Raw genomic sequence first — 24232 nt, 5'->3', positions numbered from 1 at the left:
CTACCGCTCCGCGGCGCGGCCCCGGGGATCGGCTCAGGCCGGTGGCCACGCCTCGGGGGAGCAGGCCGCCACCAGGGCGCGGCGACCCGCACGCTCGAGTCCGACGAGCGCCGTACGCCGGGCGTCCGCCTCGTGGGCGGAGATCGAGGCGCCGTCGTCGACGAGCGCGGCCTCGACGACCTCGACGGCCTGGGTGGCGCGCTCGGCGAGCTCCACGCAGCGCTGCGGCACCCCGGGCGGAGCGACCAGCGGTGCGCGGTGGCGCAGGTTCATCAGCAGGTCCGCGACCTCCGGGCGCCAGCGTGCGACGTCGAGGGCCGCGAGCGCGGACGCGGCCTGCGTCAGCTCGCGGCGCAGGGCCCGGTCCGCCTCGCCCACGTCGGGCAGCTGGCGACGCTGGGCGCGGTGCGCGACCCAGGTCGTCGTCGGCCCGACGGAGACCGGCACCAGGCCGACACCCACGTCGGTGACCACCGCCTCGCCGGCCTCGAGCGCCGCCGCGTTGAAGTCCGCCGGGCCGCCCAGGCCGGCCGGGTCGCCCTCCGCCGGGAACGCCGCGCCGACGCTCCGCGCGCCCTCGACGCGAAGCCGCGCCAGTCCGCCGACCAGGGTGTCGGTGCCCGTCGGACCGCCCAGGCCGAGCGCGTGCAGGCCGGCCACGGCATGGGTGACGTCGTCGCCCAGGACCGCGTCGACGACGAGGTCGGTGACCACCTGATCGCGCAGCCAGGCCGTCGCCCACCAGGCGAGGCGACCGGAGACGGGCAGGTGCGTGGACACGGCCCGAGACTGTACGCCGACCCCCTCAGCCGCCCCGTTAGGGTGGCCCGCATGACTGCCGTCCTCGACTTCGCCGATGTCACCATCCGTCGGGGTCAGGCCACCTTGCTCGACACCGTGAACTGGACAGTGGAGGCCGACGAGCGTTGGGTCGTCCTCGGTCCCAACGGCGCCGGCAAGACCACGCTGCTTCAGCTGGCCTCCGCCCAGATCCACCCCACCACCGGCGTCGCCGCGGTGCTCGAGGAGGTCCTCGGCCTCGTCGACGTCTTCGAGCTGCGCCCGCGCATCGGCGTGACCAGCGCGGCCGTCGCCGACCGGATCCCGCGCTCCGAGCGCGTGCACGACGTCGTGGTCTCCGCGTCGTACGGCGTGGTCGGGCGTTGGCTGGAGCAGTACGACGAGCTCGACCACGACCGGGCCGAGAGCCTGCTGGTCGAGCTCGGCGTGCGCGGCCTCTCCGACCGCACGTTCGGCACCCTGAGCGAGGGCGAGCGCAAGCGCGTCCAGATCGCGCGGGCCCTGATGGTCGACCCCGAGCTGATGCTGCTCGACGAGCCGGCGGCCGGCCTCGACCTCGGCGGCCGCGAGGATCTGGTCGCGACGCTGTCGGCGCTCGCTGCCGACCCCACCTCGCCGGCGATGGTGCTGGTCTCCCACCACGTGGAGGAGATCCCGCCCGGCTTCACCCACGCGCTGCTGCTGCGCGACGGCGCCGTGGTGGCCGCCGGCCCCCTCGAGGAGACGCTGACCGAGGAGAACCTCTCCGCGACGTTCGGCATGCCGCTCACCCTCGGTCACGAGGACGGCCGCTGGACCGCTCGGCGCGCTGTGCGGCACCGGTAGGGTCTGGACATGGATTGGCTGAGCGACCACCAGTGGGCGGCCTGGCTGGCGCTCGCGATGACACTCGGCGTCATCGAGATCTTCAGCCTGGAGCTGATCTTCGCCATGCTCGCGGCCGGCGCCCTGGCCGGCATGGGCACCGCGCTCCTCGGGGCGCCCGTGGTCGTGTCGGCGCTCGTCGCGGCCGGCGTCTCCGCCGCCACCTTGATGTTGCTCCGCCCCACCCTCGTCCACCGCCTGCACGGCGGCCCCGAGCTCAAGCTCGGCCACGGCAAGCTGGTCGGTCAGCAGGGCACCGTGACCCAGCGGATCAGCGGCCTGGAGATCGGCCGGGTCCGCCTCGCGGGCGAGATCTGGTCGGCGGCGCCGTACGACTCGACCATCACGATCGAGCCGGGGGAGACCGTCGAGGTCTTCGAGATCCGCGGCGCCACCGCGTTGGTCCACCCGGTGCCGCGGCTCGAGTGAGCCGGCACCGCACCGCACGCCACGCAACACCGTGATCCATCTACCGGAGGAGAAGACATGGGGGGCACGATCGCCCTGATCCTGCTCGGCCTGCTGTTCGTGCTCGTCGTCACGATCCTGGCCAAGACCGTGCGGATCGTGCCCCAGGCACGCGCCGGGGTCGTCGAGCGGTTCGGCAAGTACAAGCAGACGCTGCCGGCGGGTCTGAACATCGTCGTGCCCTTCATCGACAAGGTGCGCTACGTCATCGACCTGCGCGAGCAGGTCGTCAGCTTCCCGCCGCAGCCGGTGATCACCGAGGACAACCTCGTGGTCTCCATCGACACCGTCATCTACTTCCAGGTCACCGACCCGGTCGCGGCGACCTACGAGATCGCCAACTACATCCAGGCCGTCGAGCAGCTCACGATGACCACGCTGCGCAACATCGTCGGCGGCATGGACCTCGAGCAGACGCTGACCAGCCGCGAGGAGATCAACTCCGGCCTGCGCGGCGTGCTCGACGAGGCCACCGGCAAGTGGGGCATCCGCGTCAACCGCGTCGAGATCAAGGGCATCGACCCGCCGCCCTCGATCAAGGACGCGATGGAGAAGCAGATGCGCGCCGACCGCGACAAGCGTGCGCTGATCCTCACCGCGGAGGGCCAGCGTCAGTCCGCCATCCTCACCGCGGAGGGCAACAAGCAGTCCGCGATCCTCAACGCCGAGGGTGAGCGGGAGTCGCAGATCCTGCGCGCCCAGGCCGAGCGGGAGGCGCAGATCCTGCGCGCCCAGGGTGAGGGGCAGGCCATCCAGACCGTGTTCCAGGCGATCCACGACGGGCGCCCGGACCAGTCCCTGCTGGCCTACCAGTACCTCCAGATGATGCCGAAGATCGCCGAGGGCGACGCCAACAAGGTGTGGATCGTGCCCAGCGAGATCGGCAAGGCGCTGGAGGGCCTCGGCTCCACGATGAACGACCTGCGCGGCATCCCCCAGGAGGTCGACGGTCCGCGCACCCGCGTGGACATGGGCCCCGGAGCCGTCGAGACCCGTGAGGACAGCGCCACCGCGCGGTCGGCCAACGAGGCCGTCCAGGCGGCGATCGCCGAGGCGGCCTCCGCGGCCACGACCCCCGGCGTGCGCACCGCCGACGCGCCGTCGGTCCCCACGGACCCCGAGCCCCCCTCCGACGCACCCGCGGCCGGCTGAGGGTTGGGGCTCCTCGAGGCGCTCGCCATCGCGATGGCGGGCGTCGCTGCAGGCACGATCAACACCATCGTCGGCTCCGGCACCCTGATCACGTTCCCCACGCTGCTCGCGTTCGGGGTGCCGCCGGTGACCGCCAACGCCTCCAACACCATCGGCCTGGTCCCGGGCTCGCTCTCCGGGGCCTGGGGATATCGCCGCGAGCTGCGTGGCCAGCGCGCTCGCGTGGTGCGCCTCGGCCTCGCCTCGCTGGTCGGCGGCACCGTGGGCGCGGTCCTGCTCCTGGTCCTGCCCGCTGACGCCTTCGAGCGGATCGTGCCGGCCCTGATCGCCCTCGGCGTCCTGCTCGTGCTGCTCGGGCCGCGGGTGTCACGGTGGGTCGCCCGGCGCCACGGTGACACCGTCGGGCAGCGCCCGGACGCGCGCTGGGTCACCCCCGCGGCCGCCGCCAGCGGCGTCTACGGCGGCTACTTCGGGGCCGCCCAGGGCGTGATCCTGATGGGCATCCTGGGGATCGGCGTCGACGACTCGATCCAGCGCCTCAACGCGGTGAAGAACGTCGCCGCCGGCCTGGTCAACGCGGTCGCCGGGCTAATCTTCGCCGTCGTCGCCGACGTCGACTGGATGGTCGTCGCGCTGATCGCCGTCGGCGCGGTCGTCGGCGGCCAGATCGGCGCGTCGTACGGACGCCGGCTGCCGCCGAATGTCCTGCGCGCCGTGATCGTCATCGTCGGGGTCGTCGCGCTGGTGTCGTTCACGGTCTGACCCCCGACGGGCCCTGTCCGGCCCCGCCCCCACGATTGGTCACGAACGACACCGGGAACCCCCGGAGAACTGTCGTTGGGGACCAAACGTGGGGGTACGGCGCGTGGCTGGCCGGCGCCCGGGGCGAACGGCGGGCTCAGCCCCGGGGACGGCGTAGCGCCAGCAGGCCGACCAGGACCGCGCCGGTCGCCGGCACCAGGAGCCCCAGCGCGCCCTGCCGGCTGATCGCGTCGGTGCGGTGGCCGTGCACGGCGGTCGCGACGTCCGCGACGTCGACCGCCACGCCGGCCGCGAGCAGCGCCCGCCGTCCGGCCCGCGGGGCGACCAGGGTGAGCGCGCCGAGCGCCACCTCCCGGGCGCCGAACAGGCGCAGCACGTAGGGCAGCTGCGGGTTCGCCGCGGCGTCGACGCGGAAGGCGTTCGCCGCGACGTCGGGACGGGCGAGGGAGACGGCACCGAGCACGATGCGGCCGAGTGAGAGGCCGGTCACAGGATCCATGCGCCGGACCCTAGCGTCAGCGGGGCGGTGCGGGGGCGGGACCGGCCGGGTCGCGGTCCGCGAGGTACGCCGCGTGCCAGCGCTCCAGCTCGGCGTAGACGCGCTCGCGGGGCTCGGGCCGGGAGAGCACCACGTCGTGGCGGGCCCCGGGGACCGCCACGTAGGTCACGTGGGTCCCGATCGCGGTCGCCCAGCGCCGGATGTGGGCGACGTCGAGCACGACGTCGTGGCCGTGGACGTCCTCGCCCATCGCGGTCGGCCAGCTGCTGGCCCCCGAGGAGAGCACCAGCACCGGGCCGGGGACGTCGAGCCCGGCCTGGAGGCGGGCGTGTCCGTTGCGGACCGCGCGCAGCCACCCGGCGTACACCGTGAACGACTCCAGCGGCTTCCAGGTCAGGTCGAAGTCCCACTCGCCGTGGTGGTCGCGGTGCAGGCTGGCGCCGTAGAGGCCGTTGACGGTGCGCGGGATCGCGCGCCGCGGCTGGCGCTGGCCGAGCTGCTTGAGCGCGACGGTGCCGATGGTCCGCAGGAAGACGCTGCCCTGGAGATCGAGCCAGGGGGAGTTGAGCACCATCCCGGCGAGCTCGGCGGGACGGCGCGCGTCGGCCCACAGCGGCATGGTGAGGCCACCGGTGGAGTGCGCCGAGACGACGACCTCGCGATGGCCGTCGCGCGCGGTGATCCGGCGCCACGCCTCGTCGATCTCGGGGCGGTACTCGGCGAGGTCGGTGACGTAGTTGGGGGTCTGGTGGGGGAGCAGCGAGCGGCCGTACTTGCGCAGGTCGAGGGCGTAGAAGTCATAGCCCCGCGCGCACCACCACGCGGCGTACTCGGTCTGGAAGAAGTAGTCGGCGAAGCCGTGCACGTGCAGGACGGCGCGGCCGGTCGGCTGCTCGGCGCGCCGGGTGACGAGCGTGGCGACCACCGCGCCCTCGTCGTCGTCGTCGAGCGTGATGGTCTCGGCGTGGAACGGCTCGCCGAGCACGTCCACGCGCTCGCTCTCCTGCTCGTGGGTCATGCCCGCATGTTCCCAGAGCCTGCGCGGGGAGTGCGCCGCCGGCGTCCCGGAGCGGACCGCAGCCCCCGCAGTCGCCGGTTCTGGCGCTCGCGGACGGCGAGGGCGACCTCGGGGCGGTTGGTGGTCACCATCCACGCCCGTCCCGGGCGCAGCCAGTACTCCAGCGACCGCTCGGTGTCGATGGTCCACACCAGCAGCGGCAGTCCCCAGCGGCGCGCCAGCGCCGCGACCCCCAGACGGGCGAGGGCGTGGTTGACGACCATGACGTTGGCACGCGAGGCGCGGTAGCGCATCCGTGGACGCACCTCCGAGAGCCGGATCCGGGCCTGCACGCGCCACGGCAGGCCGCGCACGCCACGCCCCAGCGACAGGCCGACCAGCAGCCGCAGTCCCTGCTCGTCGGCCCAGTTGCGCACCGCGCGCACCGAGCGGTCGTCGAGGGTGGTCACGACGAGGTTCTCCACGCCGAGCATCTCCACCGCACGCCCGACCGCCGCGACCTCCGCGACGCCGCCTGGGGAGGCGAACTTGAGGTCGAGGTGGGCGCGGCCCCGGCCGGCGAGGATCGCGAGCGCCTCCTCGTAGCGCAGGAAGTGCTCGGACTGGGCGGTCAGCATGTCCACGCCCACCGTGCGGATCCAGTGCCGTTCCCCGCCGATCCACAGCCAGTCGTCGTGGAAGAGCACGAGCTCCCCGTCGCCGCAGCGGTGCACGTCGAACTCGACGTAGTCGACCCCCATCGCGAGCGCGCGCTCCAGGGCGGGGCGGGTGTTCTCCAGCGCGGGGTCGCCGCCCGCGCCGCACCGGTGGGCGCTCAGCAGCACCGGCGCGGCGGAGGACCCGGCGGACGGATGCTCCATGCCCTCACTGTGCCAGCGGTTGACCACCACGGGGGAGAGGCCTGCACGAACGGCCCGCAGCGGCGCCCGGGACCGCTACGCTGCGCGCGTGATCGTCGTCACGCGGCGGGCGCTTCGGCGTACCCTGCACCGGAACCACGGCACCGCCCGCGGGCAGGTGCTGCACTGGAGCACGGGTTCTCGGCGCAGCCAGCAGGTCTCGCTGGGGCTGCTGCTGGCAGGCCTGACGGCCTCCTTCGCGATCTCGCTGGTGGAGTACACGTGGATGCCGCTCACGGCGTACTTCGTGTGGTTGCTCCTCGGGATGGTGCTGCTGCGCTTCCGCCCGCTCGCCGTGCTGTGCGCCGCCACCGTGGCGTGCGGCGTGGTGGCCGTCGCGCTCGACGGCCCGTCGGGCACGCTGCGCGTGAGCAGCGTGCTGGGCATGCTCGCCGGGGTCGTGGTGATCCTCGCGCAGTCCAGGCGGCAGCGCTCGGGACTGCCGGCCGCCCTCGGCGAGGCGGTGCTGGCCGAGCTGCGGGACCGCCTGCAGGCGCAGGCGACGGTGCCGCCGCTCCCGACCGGCTGGTGGTCGCAGTCGGCGATGCTCGCCGCCCACGAGAACGGGTACGCCGGCGACTTCCTCGTCGCCGACCTGCGGAACCGTGCCGACGGCGGCCGCGACCTGGAGATGGTGCTGGTCGACGTCTGCGGCAAGGGGGTCGACGCCGGCCCCGACGCGCTGCAGTTCGCCGGCGCCCTGGGAGGCCTGATCGGCGCGCTGCCGCCGGAGCCGCTGATGCGCGCGGCCAACACCTTCCTGATGCGTCAGCCCTCCGACGAGGCGCTGGCGACCGCCGTACACGTGCTCGTGGACCTCGATACCGGCGACTACCAGATCCACAGCGCGGGACACCCGCCGGCGCTGCGCTGGGACGGCGGGTCCTGGGCGGTCGACACCGCCCGTGGCACCGCGCTCGGGATCGTCCCCGATCCGGATCTGGAGGCCACGACCGGATGCCTTGCGCCCGGGGAGGCGCTGATGTTCTACACCGACGGTGTCGTGGAGTCCCGCTCCGCCTCGATCGAGGACGGGATCGCCTGGCTGCGTGCGGTCGGTGCCACCGCCATGAGCGACGGACTGCCCGGCGCCGCGGGGCGCATCATCGCCGAGGTGCCGCGTGGCCAGGACGACCGGGCGGTGCTCATCCTCGCCCGCACCCACTCCGAGGCGGGCACCGCAGTGCCGTCGACGACCCCGCCGGGGTCCACGGCCGCCCGTCAGCCCTCACCGGCCGCCGACGCACCCACCCGAGACTTGAACCATTCCAGATAACTGTGCCATGATCAGCACGTGCCGACGACCGACCATGAAGACCTGCTGCGCGAGGCCCGCTTGCGGGTCACGAAGCCTCGGGTCGCCGTGCTCGACGCGGTCCACGACCACCCGCACGCCGACACCGAGACCATCTACGGCACCGTCCGTGAGCGCCTCGGAGAAGTCTCCCAGCAGGCGGTCTACGACGTGCTGCGGGTCCTGACCGAGTCCGGGCTGATCCGCCGGATCCAGCCCCAGGGCTCGGTCGCCCGCTACGAGTCCCGCGTCGCCGACAACCACCACCACCTGGTGTGCCGCGGTTGCGGCGTGATCGTCGACGTCGATTGTGCGGTCGGGGCTGCCCCCTGCCTCACGGCCTCGGACGACCACGGCTTCAGCATCGACGAGGCCGAGGTCGTCTACTGGGGCCACTGCCCCTCCTGCTCCACGACCAGCTCGTGACCCCCATGCCCGAAGAACCGGAAGGAAACACTGTGGCTGACAGCCCCGACGCAGTAGTCGGCGAGATGAACGACGAGAGCGACGCCCGCGGGGGTTGCCCCGTGATGCACGGCTCCCAGCAGCCGCTGCCCGCCCAGGGTGACGCCAACAAGAACTGGTGGCCCAACCAGCTCAACCTCAAGATCCTCGCGAAGAACCCCGCGGTCGCGAACCCGCTGGGCGAGGACTTCGACTACGCCGAGGCCTTCAGCTCCCTCGACCTCGCCGAGGTCAAGCGCGACATCGCGCAGGCGCTCACCGACTCCCAGGACTGGTGGCCGGCCGACTTCGGGCACTACGGCCCCTTCCTCATCCGGATGGCCTGGCACAGCGCGGGCACCTACCGCATCAGCGACGGCCGCGGCGGCGCCGGCGCCGGCCAGCAGCGCTTCGCGCCGCTGAACAGCTGGCCCGACAACGCCAACCTCGACAAGGCCCGGCGTCTGCTGTGGCCGGTCAAGAAGAAGTACGGCCAGAAGATCTCCTGGGCCGACCTGATGATCCTCGCCGGCAACGTCGCGCTCGAGGACATGGGCTTCAAGACCTTCGGCTTCGCCGGTGGCCGCGAGGACGTCTGGGAGGCCGACGCCGACGTCTACTGGGGTCCCGAGACCGAGTGGCTCGGCGATGAGCGCTACACCGGTGAGCGCGACCTCGAGGACCCGCTCGCCGCGGTGCAGATGGGCCTCATCTACGTCAACCCGGAGGGCCCCAACGGCAACGGCGACCCGCTCGCGTCCGCCAAGGACATCCGCGAGACCTTCGCCCGCATGGCGATGAACGACGAGGAGACCGTCGCGCTGATCGCCGGCGGCCACACCTTCGGCAAGACCCACGGTGCCGGCGACGCCGGCCTGGTCGGCCCGGAGCCGGAGGCCGCCCCGATCGAGGAGCAGGGCCTGGGCTGGAAGTCGTCGTACAAGTCCGGCAAGGGCATCGACGCGATCACCTCGGGCCTGGAGGTCACCTGGACCTACCACCCCACCCGCTGGGACAACGAGTTCTTCCACATCCTCTACAGCTACGAGTGGGAGCAGTTCAAGTCGCCCGCCGGTGCGCTGCAGTGGCGTCCGGTCAACAAGGGCGGCGACGGCCTGGTGCCCGAGGCGTTCGGCGACGGCAAGCGCGAGCCGCGCATGCTGACCTCCGACCTCGCGCTGCGGGTCGACCCGGAGTACGACAAGATCTCGCGCCGCTTCAAGGAGGACCCGGAGGCCTTCGCCGACGCGTTCGCCCGCGCCTGGTTCAAGCTGACCCACCGCGACATGGGTCCGCGCGACCGCTACCTCGGCCCCGAGGTCCCCGAGGAGGTCCTGATCTGGCAGGACCCGCTGCCGGCCCACGAGGGTGAGCTCGTCAACGACAGCGACATCGTCGTGCTCAAGGAGAAGATCGTCGCGACCGGCCTCAGCGTCTCCGAGCTCGTCTCGGTCGCCTGGGCCTCCGCCGCCACCTTCCGCGGTGGCGACAAGCGCGGCGGCGCCAACGGCGCCCGCATCCGTCTGGAGCCCCAGAAGGACTGGACCGTCAACAACCCGGTCCGCCTCGCCAAGGTCCTGGAGGCGCTCGAGGGCGTCAAGGCCGACTTCGACACCGAGTCGAAGAAGGTCTCCCTGGCCGACCTGATCGTCCTCGCCGGTGGCGTGGGCATCGAGCAGGCCGCCAAGGCCGCCGGCACCGAGATCGTCGTCCCGTTCACCCCGGGTCGCACCGACGCCACGATCGAGCAGACCGACGTCGAGTCCTTCAAGGCCCTCGAGCCCCGCCACGACGGGTTCCGCAACTACCTGTCGCGCACCTCGAAGGTCCCCACCGAGTACCTCCTGCTCGACCGGGCGAACCTGCTCACGCTGAGCGCCCCGGAGACCACCGTGCTCGTCGGTGGCCTGCGCGTCCTGGACACCAACTGGGACGGCTCGAAGACCGGTGTCCTCACCACGACCCCGGGTCAGCTGACGAACGACTTCTTCGTCAACCTGCTCGAGCTCGGCCAGGAGTGGACCCCCGTCGACGAGGCCGGGGAGCTGTTCTCCTCGACCGCCGGCTGGACCGGTTCGCGCGTGGACCTGGTCTTCGGCTCGAACTCCGAGCTGCGTGCGCTCGCCGAGGTCTACGCCTCGGATGACGCCAAGACCAAGTTCGTCGAGGACTTCGTCGCCGCCTGGGTCAAGGTCATGGAGCTGGACCGCTTCGACCTGCGCTGATCCACCGCACCACCCCTTCGGGGCCCGGCCGCACTGCGGCCGGGCCCCGTTCGGCGTCTCCGGCTGTCCCCGTCCGCCAGTGGCGCCGACGCGGAGCCGGAGCGGCTGCCCGGAATACCTGCGCGGCGCCGGCGGTTGTGGGGTGTAATCGCACTTTCAACTACCGAGCGAGGCACCTCATGCAGATCGGCATCTTCAGCGTCGGCGACGTGACGACGGACCCCACGACCGGCCGGACGCCGACCGAGCAGGAGCGCATCAAGGCCACCGTGGCCATCGCTCGCAAGGCCGAGGAGATCGGCCTGGACGTGTTCGCCACCGGCGAGCACCACAACCCGCCGTTCATCGCCTCGAACCCCACGGCCACGCTGGCCTACATCGGGGCGCTCACCGAGCGGATCATCCTCTCGACGGCGACCACGCTGATCACCACCACCGACCCGGTGCTGATCGCGGAGGACTACGCCAAGATCCAGCACCTCACCGACGGCCGCGTCGACCTGATGATGGGCCGCGGCAACACCGGGCCGGTGTATCCCTGGTTCGGCAAGGACATCCGTCAGGGCATCAACCTGGCCATCGAGAACTACGCGCTGCTGCGCCGGCTGTGGTCCGAGGACGTGGTGAGCTGGGAGGGCCGGTTCCGCACCCCGCTGCAGGGCTACACCTCCACCCCGCGCCCGCTCGACGGCGTCGCGCCGTTCGTGTGGCACGGCTCGATCCGCAGCCCCGAGATCGCCGAGCAGGCGGCGTACTACGGCGACGGGTTCTTCCACAACCACATCTTCTGGCCGGCCGGGCACACCCAGCAGATGGTCGACCTCTACCGCCGCCGCTTCGAGCACTACGGCCACGGCCCGGCGGACACCGCGATCGTCGGCCTGGGCGGGCAGTTCTTCATGCGACGCAACAGCCAGGACGCGGTCGCTGAGTTCCGTCCCTACTTCGACAACGCGCCGGTCTACGGGCACGGCCCGTCGCTGGAGGACTTCACCGAGGCCACGCCGCTCACCGTCGGCTCGCCGCAGCAGGTGCTGGAACGCACCCTGTCGTTTCGTGAGTACGCCGGGCACTACCAGCGTCAGCTGTTCCTGGTCGACCACGCGGGACTGCCGCTGAAGACCGTGCTGGAGCAGCTGGACCTGCTCGGCGAGATCCTCCCGGAGATGCGCCGCGGCTTCGCCGAGGGCCGTCCCGCCCACATCCCCGACGCCCCGACCCACGCCTCGCTGGTCGCGCGGGCCGGCGGCGCCACGGACGCGACGGTGTACGCCGCGCCGGACGCGGCCACCGGGCACCGCGCCGAGGACCAGGTGGGGTCCGAGGCTGGGTCCGAGGGGGTGCGGGCATGACCCGGATCGTCGTGGTCTCGGCCGGGCTGTCCACGCCGTCCTCGACCCGGCTGCTGGCCGACCGGCTGGCGGCCGCGACCACCGAGGCGCTGGAGGAGGTCGACCTCGTCCAGGTCGAGCTGCGCGACGTGGCCCACGAGCTCACCGACCACCTGCTCACCGGCTTCCCGGGTCCCGCGCTGGCGGCTGCGATCGAGGCGGTGCGGCACGCCGACGGCGTGATCGCGGTGACGCCGGTGTTCTCCGCGAGCTACTCGGGGCTGTTCAAGACGTTCATCGACGTCCTCGAGCCGGGCCTGCTGGACGGCACACCGGTGCTGATCGCCGCCACCGCCGGCACCGCGCGCCACTCGCTGGTGCTCGAGCACGCCCTGCGCCCGCTGTTCGCCCACCTGCGCGCGGTCGTCGTGCCCACCGGAGTGTTCGCGGCCACCGACGACTTCGCCGGCCCCGACCTCGACGCCCGGGTGCGCCGGGCGGCAGGGGAGCTGGCGCTGCTCGCGGGGAAGGTCGCGCCGGCCGATGCCGCCCGCACCCCGCGTCGTACCGTCGCGGACGAGCTGGCTGCGCCCACGCCGTTCGAGGAGCTGCTGCGCCGCGCCAGCGAGGGCTGACGCTGCTGCGGGTCCGGGGTCGCCGGGCCCGCTTCAGTGCTGGTAGGTCCCGTGCAGGATCGCGCGGCCGGCGGTCTTGAACGCCAGGTTGAACGACACCACAGCGGGCGAGGCGTCGGCGTCCACGCCGAGCGTCTCCTCGGTGACCGCGTGCACGACGAAGAAGTAGCGATGGACCTGGTCGCCCTGCGGCGGGGCAGCGCCGACGTACGCCGGGGTGCCGAGGTCGTTGCGGCACATGAACGCCTTGCCCGGCAGGGTCGCGCCCTCGGCCCCGGCCCCGGTCTCCAGGGAGGTCACGTCGGCGGGCAGGTCGACGAGCACCCAGTGCCAGAAGCCGCTCGGGGTGGGCGCGTCGGGGTCGAAGCAGGTGACCGTGAAGCTCTTGGTGCCGGCCGGGGCGCCCGACCACGACAGCTGCGGCGAGGTGTCGCCGCCGGACTGGACCTGGTCGTCCTTGAGGGGCCGGCCGTCCGTGACGTCGGTGCTCGTCACCTCGAAGGAGGGGACACGGGGCAGCAGGTCGTACGGGTTCGGCGTGACGGGTCGCTCGAGGTTCATGTCGCTCCTGGGTGGGTCGGTGCGGCTGTCGGCATTCTCGTGCCCGACGGGTGGTTCGCCGACCGTAGTCCGCTTCCTGAACCCGCTCCACCGGTGCGCGTCGACACACCGCGAGAATGACCGGGTGGACGACTACACGCCGTACCCCTCGGGGCTCATCCTCACCGGCCGCCGGGTCCTGGTCGTCGGCGGCGGACACGTCGCCCAGCGCCGGGTCCCGGCCCTGATCGCCGCCGGCGCCGATGTCCACCTCGTGTCACCGGAGGTCACCCCGGCGATCGAGGGACTGGTCGGGTCCGGCGAGGTCACCTGGCACCGCCGCCGCTTCGAGGCCGCCGACGTCGACGGCGCCTGGTACGCCTTGGCCACGACCGACGACCCGGCCGTCAACGCGCAGGTGTGCGCCGCCGCCGAGACGCAGCGCATCTTCTGCGTGCGCGCCGACGACGCCCGCGGCGGTACGGCGTGGACGCCGGCCGTCGGCCGGCACGCCGGCGTGACCGTCGCGGTGCTCGGCAACCGGGACCCTCGGCGCTCCGCCGCCGTACGAGACGAGGTCCTCGAGGGCCTGCGCGAGGGGACCATCGCGGCCCGCCACCAGCGCGACCGGACCCCGGGCGTGGTGCTCGTGGGTGGTGGCCCCGGCGACCCGGACCTGATGACCGTGGCCGGGCGCAAGGCGCTGATGGAGGCCGACGTCGTCGTCGCCGACCGGCTCGCGCCGCGGGAGCTGCTCGGCGAGCTGCCGGCCGACGTGGAGCTGATCGACGTCGCCAAGCTGCCCCGCGGGCGCTCGGCGCAGCAGGAGGAGATCAACCGTGTCATCGTCGACCGCGCCCTGGCCGGCAAGCGGGTGGTGCGCTTCAAGGGCGGCGACAACTTCGTCTTCGGCCGCGGCTACGAGGAGGTCCTCGCCTGCCGGGCCGCCGGCGTACCGGTCACGGTGGTGCCCGGGCTCACCAGCCCCGTCTCCGTGCCCGCGGTGGCCGGCATCCCGGTGACCCATCGCGGCGTCGCCCACGAGTTCACCGTCATCTCCGGGCACCTGCCGCCCGGGCACCCCGAGTCGCTGACCAGCTGGAAGTCCGTCGCCGGTCTCTCCGGGACGCTGGTGCTGATGATGGCGGTGCAGAACGCCCCCGCCATCGCCGAGGCGCTGCTCGACGGCGGCCGGAACCCCGACACCCCGGTCGCGGTCGTCTGCGACGGCACCATGCCCGGGCAGCGCACGGTGCTCGCCACCCTCGCCACGCTCGCGGTCGAGCTGGAGGCCCAGGCGGTCCAGCCGCCGGCGATCATCGTGGTCGGCGACGTCGTCGCCGTCGCCCACCCCGAGCGGTACGGACGCCCCTGATGGCCACGATCATCGAGATCAGCGACCCCGCCGACCCGCGGCTCGCCGACTACCGCGACCTGCGCGACGTACAGCTGCGCAAGAGCCTGGAGACGGAGAACGGGCTCTTCCTCGCCGAGGGCGAGAAGGTGGTCCGCCGCGCGGTCGAGGGCGGGTTCACCCCGCGCTCGTTCCTGATGGCGCCGCGCTGGCTCGAGGGCCTCGCCGACGTGCTGGCCACCACCGACGCGCCCTGCTACGTGCTCTCCGAGGCACTGGCCGAGGAGGTCACCGGCTTCCACGTGCACCGCGGGGCGCTGGCGTCGCTGGAGCGCCGCCCGCTGCCGTCGGTCGAGGAGGTCCTCGACGGTGCCCGCTCGGTGCTGGTGCTCGAGGAGATCGTCGACCACACCAACGTCGGCGCGATCTTCCGCAGCGGCGCCGCCCTCGGCTTCGACGCGGTACTGCTCGCGCCGCGGTGCGCGGACCCGCTGTACCGCCGCGCGATCAAGGTCGGGATGGGCGCGGTGTTCACGATGCCGTGGACCCGCCTCCCGCAGTGGTACGACGCCCTGCCGGACCTCAGCGCCCGCGGGTTCACCACCGTCGCGCTGACGCTGACCCCGGACGCCACCGCGATCGAGGACGCGGTCGCGGGCCTGGACCGGGTCGCGCTGGTGCTCGGCTCCGAGGGCCACGGCCTCTCCGCGCGCTGGGAGGAGAGCGCCGATCGGCGCGCGATCATCCCGATGCGCGAGGGCATCGACTCCCTCAACGTGGCCGCCGCCAGCGCCGTGGCCTGCTACGTCACCGCCCGCCGCTGACCCAGGCCCACCTCGCGCCACCACGAGGGCCGACTCAGGCAACCACTCACCCCGACTCGACGATAGGTTCGCGGGATGCCGGACGAGCTCGCAGACCAGACACCCCAGCAGCCCGCCGACTCGGCGTACCACCGCACGCTGCCGATCGGGGAGCGGGTGTCGGGAGAGCCGCTCGTCGACGACCCGCTGTCCTCCTTCGAGGAGGTGCGGCTGCGCCCGCTCGCGCCGATGCTCGTGCCCGAGGCCCCGCGGATCGGCACCGTGGACCGCGCGGAGTGCGGGCACTGCCGTCCCAGCGCGCACACGATCTGGACCGACGGCACCTGGCAGGTCCGCTCCGGGTTCACCCGGTCCGGCCTGCCGTTCATCGGCGGCATCGCGCCGGTCGACCACGTGCTGCTCGACAGCGCGCCGGTCGAGCTGCTCGCCGGCCTGGGCCCGCTGATGCAGCGCATCAGCGCGGCGGTCAAGTCGGTCCCGGGCGTCGCGCGCTGCCACTTCTCACGCTGGGGCGACGGCTCGGAGCACTTCCACCTGTGGGCGCTGGCCCGCCCGGCCGGCATGATGCAGGGCCGCGGCCCGATGCTGGCCTTCTGGGACGACGTGCTGCCCGACGTGCCGGACGACCTGGCCGCCGAGCATCGTCGGATCGTGGCCGAGAACCTGGCCCGCGGCGGGGGAGAGGCACTGGCCACCTGACGGCCTCCGCTCAGGAGGTGGCGGGCCAGCCCTCGGGGTAGTCCGCGACCGCCTTGTCGTGGGCCTTCTGGAGCTTCTTGCGGGCCTTGGTCGGCAGTCGGTCGCCGAAGACCGTGCCGAGGGTGTGGTCGGTCTCGTGCTGCAGGCAGCGAGCCAGCAGCCCGTCGCCGGAGAAGGTCACCGGGGAGCCGTCGAGGCCAACGCCGTGCACGGTGGCGAAGTCGGGGCGCGCGCAGTCCACGAAGGCGCCCGGGAAGGACAGGCAGCCCTCGTCGTCGACGTCGAGGTGGCGGTCCTTGCCCTCGGGGAGCACGACCTCGGGGTTGCACACCACGCCGACCGTGCGCTCGCCGCTCGCGTCGGGGCAGTCGAAGACGAAGACCGCGAGGTCCTCACCGATCTGGCAGGCGGCCAGGCCGACGCCGTCGGCGGCGTACATCGTCGCGACCATGTCGGCGACGAGCTGGCGCAGGTCCTCATCGAAGCTCTCGACGCGCGCCTGGGGGCGGTGCATGACCGGCGTGCCCCATCGGGTCATCGGCCGGACCCGGCCGCCCTCGGGGAGGGGACCGTACGGCGCGTGCTCGGGCGGGGCGGAGGGAGCGGACATGACCAGGAATGCTAGCGGGGGCCGAGCGGCGGGGGCGGACGGGCTCGGCGGTACCGTCAGGTCGTGGCCAGGGCCGAAGGCGTTGCGACGTTCACGATCAACCAGCTCGCGGCGTTCGTCGCCGTCGCCGACGTCGGCACCATCAGTGGTGCCGCCCAACAGCTGCACCTCTCCGCCTCGGCCCTCTCGGCCAACCTCACCGAGCTCGAGCGCGCACTCCACACCCAGCTGCTCACCCGGCAGCGCGCCAAGGGCGTGCAGCTGACCCCGACCGGCGAGCTGCTCGTGCCCCGCGCCCGGCTGCTCCTGCACCAGGCCCTGGAGCTGGAGGCCGACGTCCGCGGCGAGCGCGGCGCGGCCGGCACCGTCCGGCTGGGCTGCTACCCCTCGCTCGCGCCCACGATGCTGCCGCCCCTGATCACCGGCTTCGCGGAGTCCCAGCCGCAGGTCCATCTCGAGGTCACCGAGGCGACCCAGGACCAGCTCACCGCCAGCCTCGAGGGCGGGCTGCTGGACGCCGCGATCATGTACGACCTCGACCTGGCGCCGACGTGGCGCCGCGCCGGCCTCGCCCTGCTGACGCCGCTCGTCGTGCTGCCGGGGGACCACCCGCTCGCCGTCGACGGGGGAGCGGTGGACCTCGGCGACCTGCGGGCGGACCCGCTGGTGCTGCTCGACGCGCCGCCGAGCTCGGCTCACGCCATGAGGTGCTGCACGATCGCCGGCTTCACCCCGCGCATCGGCTACCGGGCCCGCACCTACGAGACCGCGCGCGCGTTCGTGGGACGCGGGCTGGGCTGGACGATCCTGCTCCAGCGTCCCAGCGCCGACGTGACCTACGAGGGGCTGCCCGTCGCGGTGCGCGAGATCGCGACGCCCGGCATCGAGCCGGTCGCGGTGGACGTCGTCTGGCATCCGGACTCGCTGCTCAACCGCGCGACGCGCACCTTCCTCACCGAGGCGGTGCGGCTGACCGCCCGGCACCTCAGGGGTGGCGGCATCCGCAACGGCGCTTCCACGGAAATCCAGAGGTAATACTGCGTTAACCGGGCCTTTCCAAGCATCCGGGCAAACCTTCACCGTTAGTGATCTCCACCTCCCTCGGTGGACTGACACGAGCGAAAGGCCCACCCTCATGGGAGCACATGCCGCGGAGACCGCACCCGCACCGACCAGTGCCCGCCGTGCCGTCGCCAGCAGCTTCGTCGGCACCGCCATCGAGTGGTACGACTTCTTCATCTACGGCACTGCCGCCGCCCTGGTCCTCGGCCCTCAGTTCTTCCCGACCGACTCCGACCTGGCCAGCACGCTGTCCGCGTTCGCCACGCTCGCCGTGGGCTTCATCGCCCGCCCCTTCGGCAGCGTGATCATGGGCCACTTCGGTGACCGCACCGGCCGCAAGTCGATGCTCGTCATCTCGCTGTTCGTCATGGGTGGGGCCACGGTCGGCATCGGCCTGCTCCCGAACTACGACGCGATCGGCGCGTGGGCACCGGTCCTGCTGGTGCTGCTGCGCTTCGTGCAGGGCATCGGCGTCGGCGGCGAGTGGGGTGGCGCGGTGCTGATGGCCACCGAGCACGCACCGCCCGGCAAGGCCGGTCTCTACGGCTCCGCCCCGCAGATGGGCGTGCCGGCCGGCGTCCTGCTGGCCAACCTGGTCTACCTGGCCTGCACCCAGTCGATGAGCGACGAGGCCTTCCTGGCATGGGGCTGGCGGGTGCCGTTCCTGCTGAGCATCGTGCTGATCGGCGTCGCCATGTGGATCCGCCTCGGTGTCATGGAGAGCCCGGAGTTCGATGCCGTCAAGGCCGAGGAGCAGGTGGCCCGGATCCCGATCGTCGAGGTGCTCACCAAGAGCTGGCGCACCGTGCTGCTCGCCGGCGGCACCTTCATCGCGACCAACGGCATCGCCTACGTCTTCATGGCCTACCTGCTGACCTACGGCACCAAGGAGCTCGGCTTCGGCCGCGGCACCATGCTCGCCCTGCTGATCGCGGCCTGCCCGGTGTGGATGCTCGGCATGGGTGTCTCGGCGTACTGGTCCGACATCGTGGGTCGCCGCAAGATCTACGTCGGCTCGACGATCGGGCTGCTCGTGGTCTCGGCCTTCTTCTTCACCCTCATCGACACCGCGTCGGTGCCGGTGATGCTGCTCGCGATGATGCTGCTCGCCTTCGTGCTCGGCTGCACCGTCGGCCCGCAGTCCGCGCTGTTCGCCGAGCTGTTCCCCGCGCACGTGCGCTACAGCGGCGCCTCGCTGGGCTACCAGGTCGGCGCGATCCTCGGTGGCGGCATCGCCCCGTTCATGGCGACCTGGCTGTACGCCGAGTTCGGCACCAGCAACGCGATCTCCGTCTACTTCGTGCTGATCGCGCTGATCAGCCTCACCTGCACGCTCGTCCTGCTGCGCCGTCCCCCGAGCGAGCTGGCCGGCCGGCCGGCCGGCGCCGCCCAGCCTGCTGCTGAGCCCACTGCTGAGAGTGCCGTCCCGACAGGAGCCGTCCGATGACCTCGCCGTACTTCCAGCCGCCGACCTACGAGCGCAGCCGCGTCGCCGAGCCTGCGCCCGACGCCCCCGCGCTCCCGGTCCTCGTCGTCGGCGCCGGCCCGGTGGGCATGAGCGTCGCGCTGGGCCTGGCCCACCGCGGCATCCCGGTCACCGTGCTCGAGGCGGCCGACCAGGTCTCCTTCGGCAGCCGGGCGATCTGCATCTCGCGCCACAGCCTGGAGGTCGCCGACCGCCTCGGCTTCGGCGAGCAGCTCTCCGCCCTCGCGCTGGAATGGCAGGGCGGACGCAGCTACCACCGCGACCGCGAGGTCCTGCACTTCACGATGCCGCACGAGGCGGGCGACGTGCGCGCGCCGATGGTCAACGTGTCGCAGTCCGAGCTCGAGCAGATGATGGTCGAGACGCTCGAGAAGCACCCGCTGATCACCCTGCACTGGGGCACCCCGGTCGTGGGCGTGCAGCAGGACGACGAGGGCGCCCGCGTCACCGTCGACACCGTCGAGGGCCAGCGGACCCTGCGTGCGCAGTGGGTGGTGGCCGCCGACGGCGGTCGCAGCGCGGTGCGCCAGCAGCTCGGCCTGCGCCTGGAGGGCACCAGCTACGAGGGCCGCTACGTCATCGCCGACATCCACTGGGTGTGCGACCTGCCCGCCGAGCGGCTGGTCTGGTTCGACCCGCCGAGCAACCCCGGCTCGACGGTGATCATGCACCGCCAGCCGAACGACATCTGGCGCATCGACTACCAGCTCGCCCCCGGCGACGACGCGGAGGTCGAGACCCAGGAGGAGCGGATCCGCGAGCGGATCGCCAAGCACCTCACCTGGCTGCGCCACGAGCAGCCGTGGACCCTGGAGTGGCACGGCTTCTACCAGGCCCGCGCGCTCGCGCTGCCGGACTTCGTGCACGGCCGGGTGGTCTTCACCGGCGACGCCGCCCACCTGGTGCCGATCTTCGGCGTGCGCGGGCTGAACTCGGGCATGGAGGACGCCGACACGCTCGTGTGGACGCTCGCCGCCGTGCTCCGTGGCGACGCCGACCCGGCGCTGCTCGCGGCGTACTCCGCCGAGCGGCACGACGCCTGGCAGCAGAACGTCGCGAACGCCGGCAAGTCCACGCTGGTGATGACGCCGGGCACCGACGGCTACCGCGCCACCCGCGACGCGCTGCTGCACCTCAGCGAGGTCCGCCCGGAGTTCAGCCACCTGCTCGACCCCCGGCAGAGCAGCGCCACCCACGCCCGGCGCTCGCCGCTGACCCTCGGCGCGACCGACGGCGAGGCCGCGGACACCGGGCTGGTGCCCGGCGACCCGGTGCCGGACCGCCGGGTGCGCACCGCCGCCGGCAAGGAGTCGAGCGTGCACGAGGTGCGTGGCACCGGCTTCGGGCTCTACGCCTTCGCCCCGCTCGACGAGGCGGCCCTGGAGTCGGTCCACCGCCTGCGCGGCGACCTCGCCTCGGTGCTTCCGCACGAGGACGCCGTCGTGGTGCTGGTCGGCCTCGGCGACACCGAGCACTCGCTGGTCGACGAGGCCGGCGAGCTGGCCACTGCCTGGGGCGCCGCTCCCGGCGAGGTCTTCGTGGTCCGCCCCGACGGCCTGCTCCTGGCCCGCGGCCGGGCCGGCGACCTGGCCGGTGTGCCCGCCCACCTGCGCGCCGGCGGCACCGCCCGAGCGCAGGGCGCCGAGGTCGCCGACCCCCGGGTCGGGCTGCCACCCGAGCAGGCCGCCCGCGAGCAGGTCTGGCTCGCGCTGTCCGACGCGCTGGACTCGGTCGAGCCCGACGCGCGTGCGGACCTGCTCACCCGCCTGGCCCTGGTTCTCGGTGACCAGGTCGGTCCGGCGGCGCTGCGTGATGCGGTCCTGGCCGCCGGCGCGGCACGCTGATACCGAACGCCCACCCGAACCCACCCCACCCGACACGAGACAAGGCAGGCATCCCATGCCGTACTACCGCTCCGCCGGCTCGGTCCCCCCGAAGCGCCACACCCAGCACCGCACCCCCGAGGGCGGGCTGTACTACGAGGAGCTGATGGGCGAGGAGGGCTTCTCCTCCGACTCCTCGCTGCTCTACCACGTCAACATCCCCTCCGCCGTCCTCGACGTGCGGGTCTGGGAGGTCGGCGACCAGAGCCTGACGCCGAACCACCCGCTGCGCCCGATCCACCTCGACACCCACGCGCTGTTCCCCGACGAGGAGTCGACCCGGGGCGTGGACGCGGTCACCGGGCGCCGGCTGCTGCTCGGCAACGCCGACGTGCGTCTCGCGTACGTCGTGGCGACCGAGCCGAGCCCGTACTACCGCAACGCGATCGGCGACGAGTGCCTCTACGTCGAGGAGGGCCGTGCCCGCGTGGAGACCGTCTTCGGCGACATCGACGCCGCGACCGGTGACTACGTGATCGTGCCGCGCGCCACGACGTACCGCGTGGTGCCGGAGGGCCCGGTGCGCATCTACGCGATCGAGGCCAACTCCCACATCGGCCCGCCGAAGCGGTTCCTGTCCAAGTTCGGCCAGCTGCTCGAGCACGCGCCGTACTGCGAGCGCGACCTGCGCGGCCCCAGCGCCCCGCGCGTCGTCGAGGGCACCGAGGTCGAGGTCTACGTCAAGCACCGCACGTCGGCGGGGATCGTGGGCAGCGTGCACGTGCTGCCCGAGCACCCGTTCGACGTCGTGGGCTGGGACGGCTGCCTCTACCCCTACGCCTTCAACATCTCCGACTACGAGCCGATCACCGGCCGGGTGCACCAGCCGCCGCCGGCGCACCAGGTGTTCGAGGGGCAGAACTTCGTGATCTGCAACTTCGTGCCCCGCAAGGTCGACTACCACCCGCTCGCGATCCCGGTGCCGTACTACCACTCCAACGTCGACTCCGACGAGGTGATGTTCTACTGCGGCGGCGACTACGAGGCGCGCAAGGGCTCCGGCATCGGCCAGGGCTCGATCAGCCTGCACCCCGGCGGCCACGCCCACGGCCCGCAGCCGGGCGCCTACGAGCGCTCGATCGGTGCGGAGTTCTTCGACGAGCTCGCGGTCATGGTGGACACCTTCCGCCCGCTCGAGCTCGGCGAGGCCGGGCTGGCGACCGACGACGGCAGCTACGCCTACTCCTGGAGCGGCGGCCGGCGCCTCGGCGGGGAGGGCGGCACGGCATGACGGCGACCGGACCGGTCCCGGACGCGCTGCTGCGCGGGCTGTGCGACGACGCCGCGATCTTCCCGCCCGGCAACCTCCCCCTGGAGCTCGCGGTGCCCGCGCACCTCGAGCACCTCGGGTCGGCGCACGCGTCCCTCGTGGGGCCGTTCATCGTCTCCGCGGCACGTCTCGACGACCTCGACGGGCTGCTCGCCGGGCAGCCCGCGGGCTCCTTCGGGATCGCGCTGACCGTGGCGACCCTGGCGGACCTGGTCCCGGCGCTCGCCGACGCCGACGCGATCCCCGCGGTCCGCGTCGAGGGAGTCGAGGTGGCGCTCGCGCCCGACACGGCCGCCGACGCGGTCGTGCCGCTGCTGGACCGGGCGCTCGCCCAGCACGCGGGCGTCACGGTCTTCCTCGAGGTGCCGCGCGACGCGCGACGCCCCGACGTCGTCGCGGCGCTGGCCGGTACGCCGTACCTGGCCAAGCTGCGCACCGGCGGGGTCCGGGCCGACCTGTACCCGGACGAGGCCGAGCTGGCCGAGGCGGTCGTGGCGACCGCGCGCGCCGGCGTACCGTTCAAGGCCACCGCCGGCCTGCACCACGCGATCCGCAACACCGACCCGGACACCGGCTTCGAGCAGCACGGCTTCGTCAACCTCATCGCTGCCGTCGACGCCGCGCTCGACGGCGCGGACGTCGCGGAGGTCGAGCGGCTGCTCGCCGAGCGCGACGGCACGACCCTCGCGACGTTCCTGCGCGACGCGATCGACGACGCGGCCGCCACCCGTCTGCGCCGGCAGTTCCGCTCGTTCGGCACCTGCAGCATCCTCGAGCCGGTGGAGGAGCTCGCCGGCCTCGGCCTGCTCGACCCCACGCTCGTTCCCGCACCCACCACCCCGGAAGGACCCACCCGATGACCACCGTCACCGCCCCCGAGGGGTCGGAGTTCGGCCTGCAGAACCTGCCCTATGGCGTCTACTCCGTCGGCGCGGGACCGCGCCGGGTCGCCACCCGGCTCGGTGACACCGTCGTGGACCTCGGAATCCTGCTCGCCGACCTGCCCGAGGCCGAGGCGTTCACCGCCTCGACCCTGAACCCGTTCATGGCCACCGGCCACGAGCGCTGGGTGGCCGTCCGTGCCGCGATCGCCGAGCGGCTGCGCGGCGACGTGGCGCCCGAGGCGCTGCACCCGCTCTCCGCGGTCACCCTGCACCTGCCCTTCGAGGTCGCCGACTACGTCGACTTCTACGCCTCGGAGCACCACGCGTCCAACCTCGGCCGGCTCTTCCGCCCGCAGAACCCGGACCCGCTGATGCCGAACTGGAAGCACCTCCCGGTCGGCTACCACGGCCGCTCCGCCTCGATCGTCGTCTCCGGCACCGACATCGTGCGTCCCTGTGGCCAGCGCAAGGGACCGCAGGACCCCGAGCCGGTCTTCGGCCCCTCGGTCCGCCTGGACATCGAGGCCGAGCTCGGGTTCGTCGTGGGCACCGGCAACGCGATGGGGGAGCCCATCGACGTGGCCGACGCCGAGCGCCACCTGTTCGGCGTGGTGCTCTTCAACGACTGGTCGGCCCGTGACATCCAGGCCTGGGAGTACGTCCCGCTCGGCCCCAACCTGGGCAAGTCGTTCGCCTCGACGGTGTCCCCATGGGTGGTGCCGATGCTCGCGCTGGCCGCGGCCAAGGTGGCCACGCCCACCCAGGAGCCGACGCCGCTGCCGTACCTGGCGATGGAGCAGCCCTGGGGCCTCGACGTCGACCTGGCGGTGGAGTGGAACGGCGAGGTCGTCACCCGCCCGCCGTACAAGGAGATGTACTGGTCGCCGGCGCAGATGCTCGCGCACCTGACCGTGAACGGCGCCCCGACCCGCACCGGCGACCTGTTCGCCTCCGGCACCATCTCCGGGCCGGAGAAGGACCAGCGCGGTGCGTTCATCGAGCTGACCTGGGGCGGCGCCGAGCCGGTCCAGGTGGCCGGTGAGGAGCGCACCTTCCTCCTCGACGGCGACGAGGTGGTCCTCACCGCCTCCGCCCCCGGCCCGGACGGCACCCGCCTGGGCTTCGGCGAGGCCCGCGCGCGCATCCTCCCCGCCCGACAGGCCTGAGCCCGTCCCCTGAGCCGAGCGGTGGCCCGGACACCCCCCACGTCCCCCTTCTGTCCGGGCCA

General features: G+C 72.9%; 24 protein-coding genes. 18 read left to right on the top strand and 6 right to left on the bottom strand.

Annotation, left to right across the window (positions count from 1 at the left end; genetic code table 11):
- Positions 1-33: 33 nt before the first annotated feature.
- Positions 34-780, bottom strand: a complete 747-nt coding sequence (locus tag HBO46_RS10010) for a hypothetical protein (protein ID WP_166138239.1) — start codon at positions 778-780, stop codon at positions 34-36.
- Between the two features lie 51 nt (positions 781-831).
- On the opposite strand from HBO46_RS10010, the gene HBO46_RS10005 reads away from it, so the two are divergent.
- Genes HBO46_RS10005 through HBO46_RS09990 form a run of 4 tightly spaced genes read left to right on the top strand, consistent with a single transcriptional unit; the run spans position 832 to position 4047 of the window.
- A complete protein-coding gene (locus HBO46_RS10005) occupies positions 832-1626 on the top strand; it encodes an ABC transporter ATP-binding protein (protein WP_166138242.1) in 795 nt (264 codons plus the stop codon).
- A gap of 9 nt (positions 1627-1635) precedes the next feature.
- Positions 1636-2094, top strand: coding sequence for an NfeD family protein (locus HBO46_RS10000; RefSeq protein WP_166138245.1), 459 nt, complete (start codon positions 1636-1638; stop codon positions 2092-2094).
- Positions 2095-2151: 57 nt separating this feature from the next.
- Positions 2152-3285, top strand: a complete 1134-nt coding sequence (locus HBO46_RS09995; protein ID WP_166138248.1) for an SPFH domain-containing protein — start codon at positions 2152-2154, stop codon at positions 3283-3285.
- A gap of 3 nt (positions 3286-3288) precedes the next feature.
- Entirely contained in the window at positions 3289-4047 is a 759-nt protein-coding gene (locus HBO46_RS09990) for a sulfite exporter TauE/SafE family protein (protein WP_166138251.1), read from the top strand.
- A 136-nt stretch (positions 4048-4183) separates the two neighbouring features.
- On the opposite strand, the gene HBO46_RS09985 is transcribed toward HBO46_RS09990, so the two are convergent.
- The 3 genes from HBO46_RS09985 to HBO46_RS09975 are packed head-to-tail and all read right to left on the bottom strand — an operon-like array spanning position 4184 to position 6424.
- The gene (locus tag HBO46_RS09985; RefSeq protein WP_166138254.1) at positions 4184-4546 is read right to left on the bottom strand and encodes a DUF4267 domain-containing protein; all 363 of its coding nucleotides are present in this window, start codon (positions 4544-4546) and stop codon (positions 4184-4186) included.
- A 16-nt stretch (positions 4547-4562) separates the two neighbouring features.
- Positions 4563-5564: an alpha/beta hydrolase gene (locus HBO46_RS09980; protein WP_166138256.1), complete on the bottom strand. Its 1002-nt coding sequence runs from the start codon at positions 5562-5564 to the stop codon at positions 4563-4565.
- On the bottom strand, positions 5561-6424 hold the full coding sequence (locus HBO46_RS09975; protein ID WP_166138259.1) for a glycerophosphodiester phosphodiesterase: 864 nt from the start codon (positions 6422-6424) through the stop codon (positions 5561-5563). The genes HBO46_RS09980 and HBO46_RS09975 overlap by 4 nt, the downstream gene beginning before the upstream one ends.
- An 88-nt stretch (positions 6425-6512) precedes the next feature.
- On the opposite strand from HBO46_RS09975, the gene HBO46_RS09970 reads away from it, so the two are divergent.
- From HBO46_RS09970 to HBO46_RS09950, 5 genes are all read left to right on the top strand, one after another.
- Positions 6513-7739 carry a PP2C family protein-serine/threonine phosphatase gene (locus HBO46_RS09970; protein WP_166138262.1) on the top strand — a complete coding sequence of 409 codons (1227 nt, stop codon included), beginning with the start codon at positions 6513-6515 and terminating at the stop codon, positions 7737-7739.
- Between the two features lie 18 nt (positions 7740-7757).
- Positions 7758-8183 (top strand): Fur family transcriptional regulator, encoded by a 426-nt coding sequence (locus HBO46_RS09965; RefSeq protein WP_166138265.1) that lies wholly within the window; start codon positions 7758-7760, stop codon positions 8181-8183.
- 65 nt (positions 8184-8248) lie between these two features.
- Complete coding sequence (katG, locus tag HBO46_RS09960; RefSeq protein ID WP_166138925.1) at positions 8249-10426, top strand: catalase/peroxidase HPI; 2178 nt, start codon at positions 8249-8251, stop codon at positions 10424-10426.
- A gap of 179 nt (positions 10427-10605) precedes the next feature.
- Complete coding sequence (locus tag HBO46_RS09955; protein WP_166138267.1) at positions 10606-11778, top strand: LLM class flavin-dependent oxidoreductase; 1173 nt, start codon at positions 10606-10608, stop codon at positions 11776-11778.
- Positions 11775-12392, top strand: coding sequence for an FMN reductase (locus HBO46_RS09950; protein ID WP_166138270.1), 618 nt, complete (start codon positions 11775-11777; stop codon positions 12390-12392). Before HBO46_RS09955 ends, HBO46_RS09950 begins: the two co-directional genes overlap by 4 nt.
- A gap of 33 nt (positions 12393-12425) precedes the next feature.
- Here the strand turns inward: HBO46_RS09950 and HBO46_RS09945 are convergent, their stop codons facing one another.
- A complete protein-coding gene (locus HBO46_RS09945) occupies positions 12426-12953 on the bottom strand; it encodes a YbhB/YbcL family Raf kinase inhibitor-like protein (protein WP_166138273.1) in 528 nt (175 codons plus the stop codon).
- Between the two features lie 124 nt (positions 12954-13077).
- On the opposite strand from HBO46_RS09945, the gene cobA reads away from it, so the two are divergent.
- The 3 genes from cobA to HBO46_RS09930 all read left to right on the top strand — a co-directional run bounded on the left by cobA (position 13078) and on the right by HBO46_RS09930 (position 15809).
- The gene (gene cobA / locus HBO46_RS09940; protein ID WP_224769476.1) at positions 13078-14307 is read left to right on the top strand and encodes a uroporphyrinogen-III C-methyltransferase; all 1230 of its coding nucleotides are present in this window, start codon (positions 13078-13080) and stop codon (positions 14305-14307) included.
- On the top strand, positions 14307-15110 hold the full coding sequence (locus HBO46_RS09935) for a TrmH family RNA methyltransferase (RefSeq protein WP_166138280.1): 804 nt from the start codon (positions 14307-14309) through the stop codon (positions 15108-15110). Before cobA ends, HBO46_RS09935 begins: the two co-directional genes overlap by 1 nt.
- Before the next feature lie 75 nt (positions 15111-15185).
- Positions 15186-15809 (top strand): hypothetical protein, encoded by a 624-nt coding sequence (locus HBO46_RS09930; RefSeq protein ID WP_166138283.1) that lies wholly within the window; start codon positions 15186-15188, stop codon positions 15807-15809.
- Positions 15810-15819: 10 nt separating this feature from the next.
- On the opposite strand, the gene def is transcribed toward HBO46_RS09930, so the two are convergent.
- Positions 15820-16419 (bottom strand): peptide deformylase, encoded by a 600-nt coding sequence (gene def, locus HBO46_RS09925; RefSeq protein ID WP_166138286.1) that lies wholly within the window; start codon positions 16417-16419, stop codon positions 15820-15822.
- Between the two features lie 63 nt (positions 16420-16482).
- Between def and HBO46_RS09920 the strand changes: the two genes are divergently transcribed.
- The 6 genes from HBO46_RS09920 (at position 16483) to fahA (ending at position 24170) form a co-directional block, all read left to right on the top strand.
- Entirely contained in the window at positions 16483-17454 is a 972-nt protein-coding gene (locus tag HBO46_RS09920; protein ID WP_166138289.1) for a LysR substrate-binding domain-containing protein, read from the top strand.
- A gap of 100 nt (positions 17455-17554) precedes the next feature.
- The gene (locus HBO46_RS09915) at positions 17555-18928 is read left to right on the top strand and encodes an MFS transporter (protein ID WP_166138292.1); all 1374 of its coding nucleotides are present in this window, start codon (positions 17555-17557) and stop codon (positions 18926-18928) included.
- Positions 18925-20811, top strand: a complete 1887-nt coding sequence (locus tag HBO46_RS09910; protein ID WP_166138295.1) for an FAD-dependent monooxygenase — start codon at positions 18925-18927, stop codon at positions 20809-20811. The genes HBO46_RS09915 and HBO46_RS09910 overlap by 4 nt, the downstream gene beginning before the upstream one ends.
- 55 nt (positions 20812-20866) lie before the next feature.
- The gene (locus HBO46_RS09905; protein WP_166138297.1) at positions 20867-22081 is read left to right on the top strand and encodes a homogentisate 1,2-dioxygenase; all 1215 of its coding nucleotides are present in this window, start codon (positions 20867-20869) and stop codon (positions 22079-22081) included.
- Positions 22078-22980, top strand: coding sequence for a hypothetical protein (locus tag HBO46_RS09900; RefSeq protein ID WP_166138300.1), 903 nt, complete (start codon positions 22078-22080; stop codon positions 22978-22980). The genes HBO46_RS09905 and HBO46_RS09900 overlap by 4 nt, the downstream gene beginning before the upstream one ends.
- Positions 22977-24170, top strand: a complete 1194-nt coding sequence (gene fahA, locus HBO46_RS09895; RefSeq protein ID WP_166138303.1) for a fumarylacetoacetase — start codon at positions 22977-22979, stop codon at positions 24168-24170. Before HBO46_RS09900 ends, fahA begins: the two co-directional genes overlap by 4 nt.
- Positions 24171-24232 lie beyond the last annotated feature (62 nt).

It is taken from the genome of Nocardioides ochotonae, from assembly GCF_011420305.2.
Taxonomy (GTDB): domain Bacteria; phylum Actinomycetota; class Actinomycetes; order Propionibacteriales; family Nocardioidaceae; genus Nocardioides; species Nocardioides ochotonae.
This window is presented reverse-complemented; position numbering and strand designations above follow the sequence as displayed.

Excerpts from the sequence above, each read along its gene's own strand:
- HBO46_RS10005 (WP_166138242.1), top strand. The coding sequence starts at position 832 with ATGACTGCCGTCCTCGACTTCGCCGATGTCACCATCCGTCGGGGTCAG.
- HBO46_RS10000 (WP_166138245.1), top strand. The coding sequence starts at position 1,636 with ATGGATTGGCTGAGCGACCACCAGTGGGCGGCCTGGCTGGCGCTCGCG.
- HBO46_RS09995 (WP_166138248.1), top strand. The coding sequence starts at position 2,152 with ATGGGGGGCACGATCGCCCTGATCCTGCTCGGCCTGCTGTTCGTGCTC.
- HBO46_RS09985 (WP_166138254.1), bottom strand. The coding sequence starts at position 4,546 with ATGGATCCTGTGACCGGCCTCTCACTCGGCCGCATCGTGCTCGGTGCC.
- HBO46_RS09980 (WP_166138256.1), bottom strand. The coding sequence starts at position 5,564 with ATGACCCACGAGCAGGAGAGCGAGCGCGTGGACGTGCTCGGCGAGCCG.
- HBO46_RS09975 (WP_166138259.1), bottom strand. The coding sequence starts at position 6,424 with ATGGAGCATCCGTCCGCCGGGTCCTCCGCCGCGCCGGTGCTGCTGAGC.
- katG (WP_166138925.1), top strand. The coding sequence starts at position 8,249 with ATGAACGACGAGAGCGACGCCCGCGGGGGTTGCCCCGTGATGCACGGC.
- HBO46_RS09955 (WP_166138267.1), top strand. The coding sequence starts at position 10,606 with ATGCAGATCGGCATCTTCAGCGTCGGCGACGTGACGACGGACCCCACG.
- HBO46_RS09950 (WP_166138270.1), top strand. The coding sequence starts at position 11,775 with ATGACCCGGATCGTCGTGGTCTCGGCCGGGCTGTCCACGCCGTCCTCG.
- HBO46_RS09945 (WP_166138273.1), bottom strand. The coding sequence starts at position 12,953 with ATGAACCTCGAGCGACCCGTCACGCCGAACCCGTACGACCTGCTGCCC.
- HBO46_RS09935 (WP_166138280.1), top strand. The coding sequence starts at position 14,307 with ATGGCCACGATCATCGAGATCAGCGACCCCGCCGACCCGCGGCTCGCC.
- HBO46_RS09930 (WP_166138283.1), top strand. The coding sequence starts at position 15,186 with ATGCCGGACGAGCTCGCAGACCAGACACCCCAGCAGCCCGCCGACTCG.
- def (WP_166138286.1), bottom strand. The coding sequence starts at position 16,419 with ATGTCCGCTCCCTCCGCCCCGCCCGAGCACGCGCCGTACGGTCCCCTC.
- HBO46_RS09915 (WP_166138292.1), top strand. The coding sequence starts at position 17,555 with ATGGGAGCACATGCCGCGGAGACCGCACCCGCACCGACCAGTGCCCGC.
- HBO46_RS09910 (WP_166138295.1), top strand. The coding sequence starts at position 18,925 with ATGACCTCGCCGTACTTCCAGCCGCCGACCTACGAGCGCAGCCGCGTC.
- HBO46_RS09905 (WP_166138297.1), top strand. The coding sequence starts at position 20,867 with ATGCCGTACTACCGCTCCGCCGGCTCGGTCCCCCCGAAGCGCCACACC.
- HBO46_RS09900 (WP_166138300.1), top strand. The coding sequence starts at position 22,078 with ATGACGGCGACCGGACCGGTCCCGGACGCGCTGCTGCGCGGGCTGTGC.
- fahA (WP_166138303.1), top strand. The coding sequence starts at position 22,977 with ATGACCACCGTCACCGCCCCCGAGGGGTCGGAGTTCGGCCTGCAGAAC.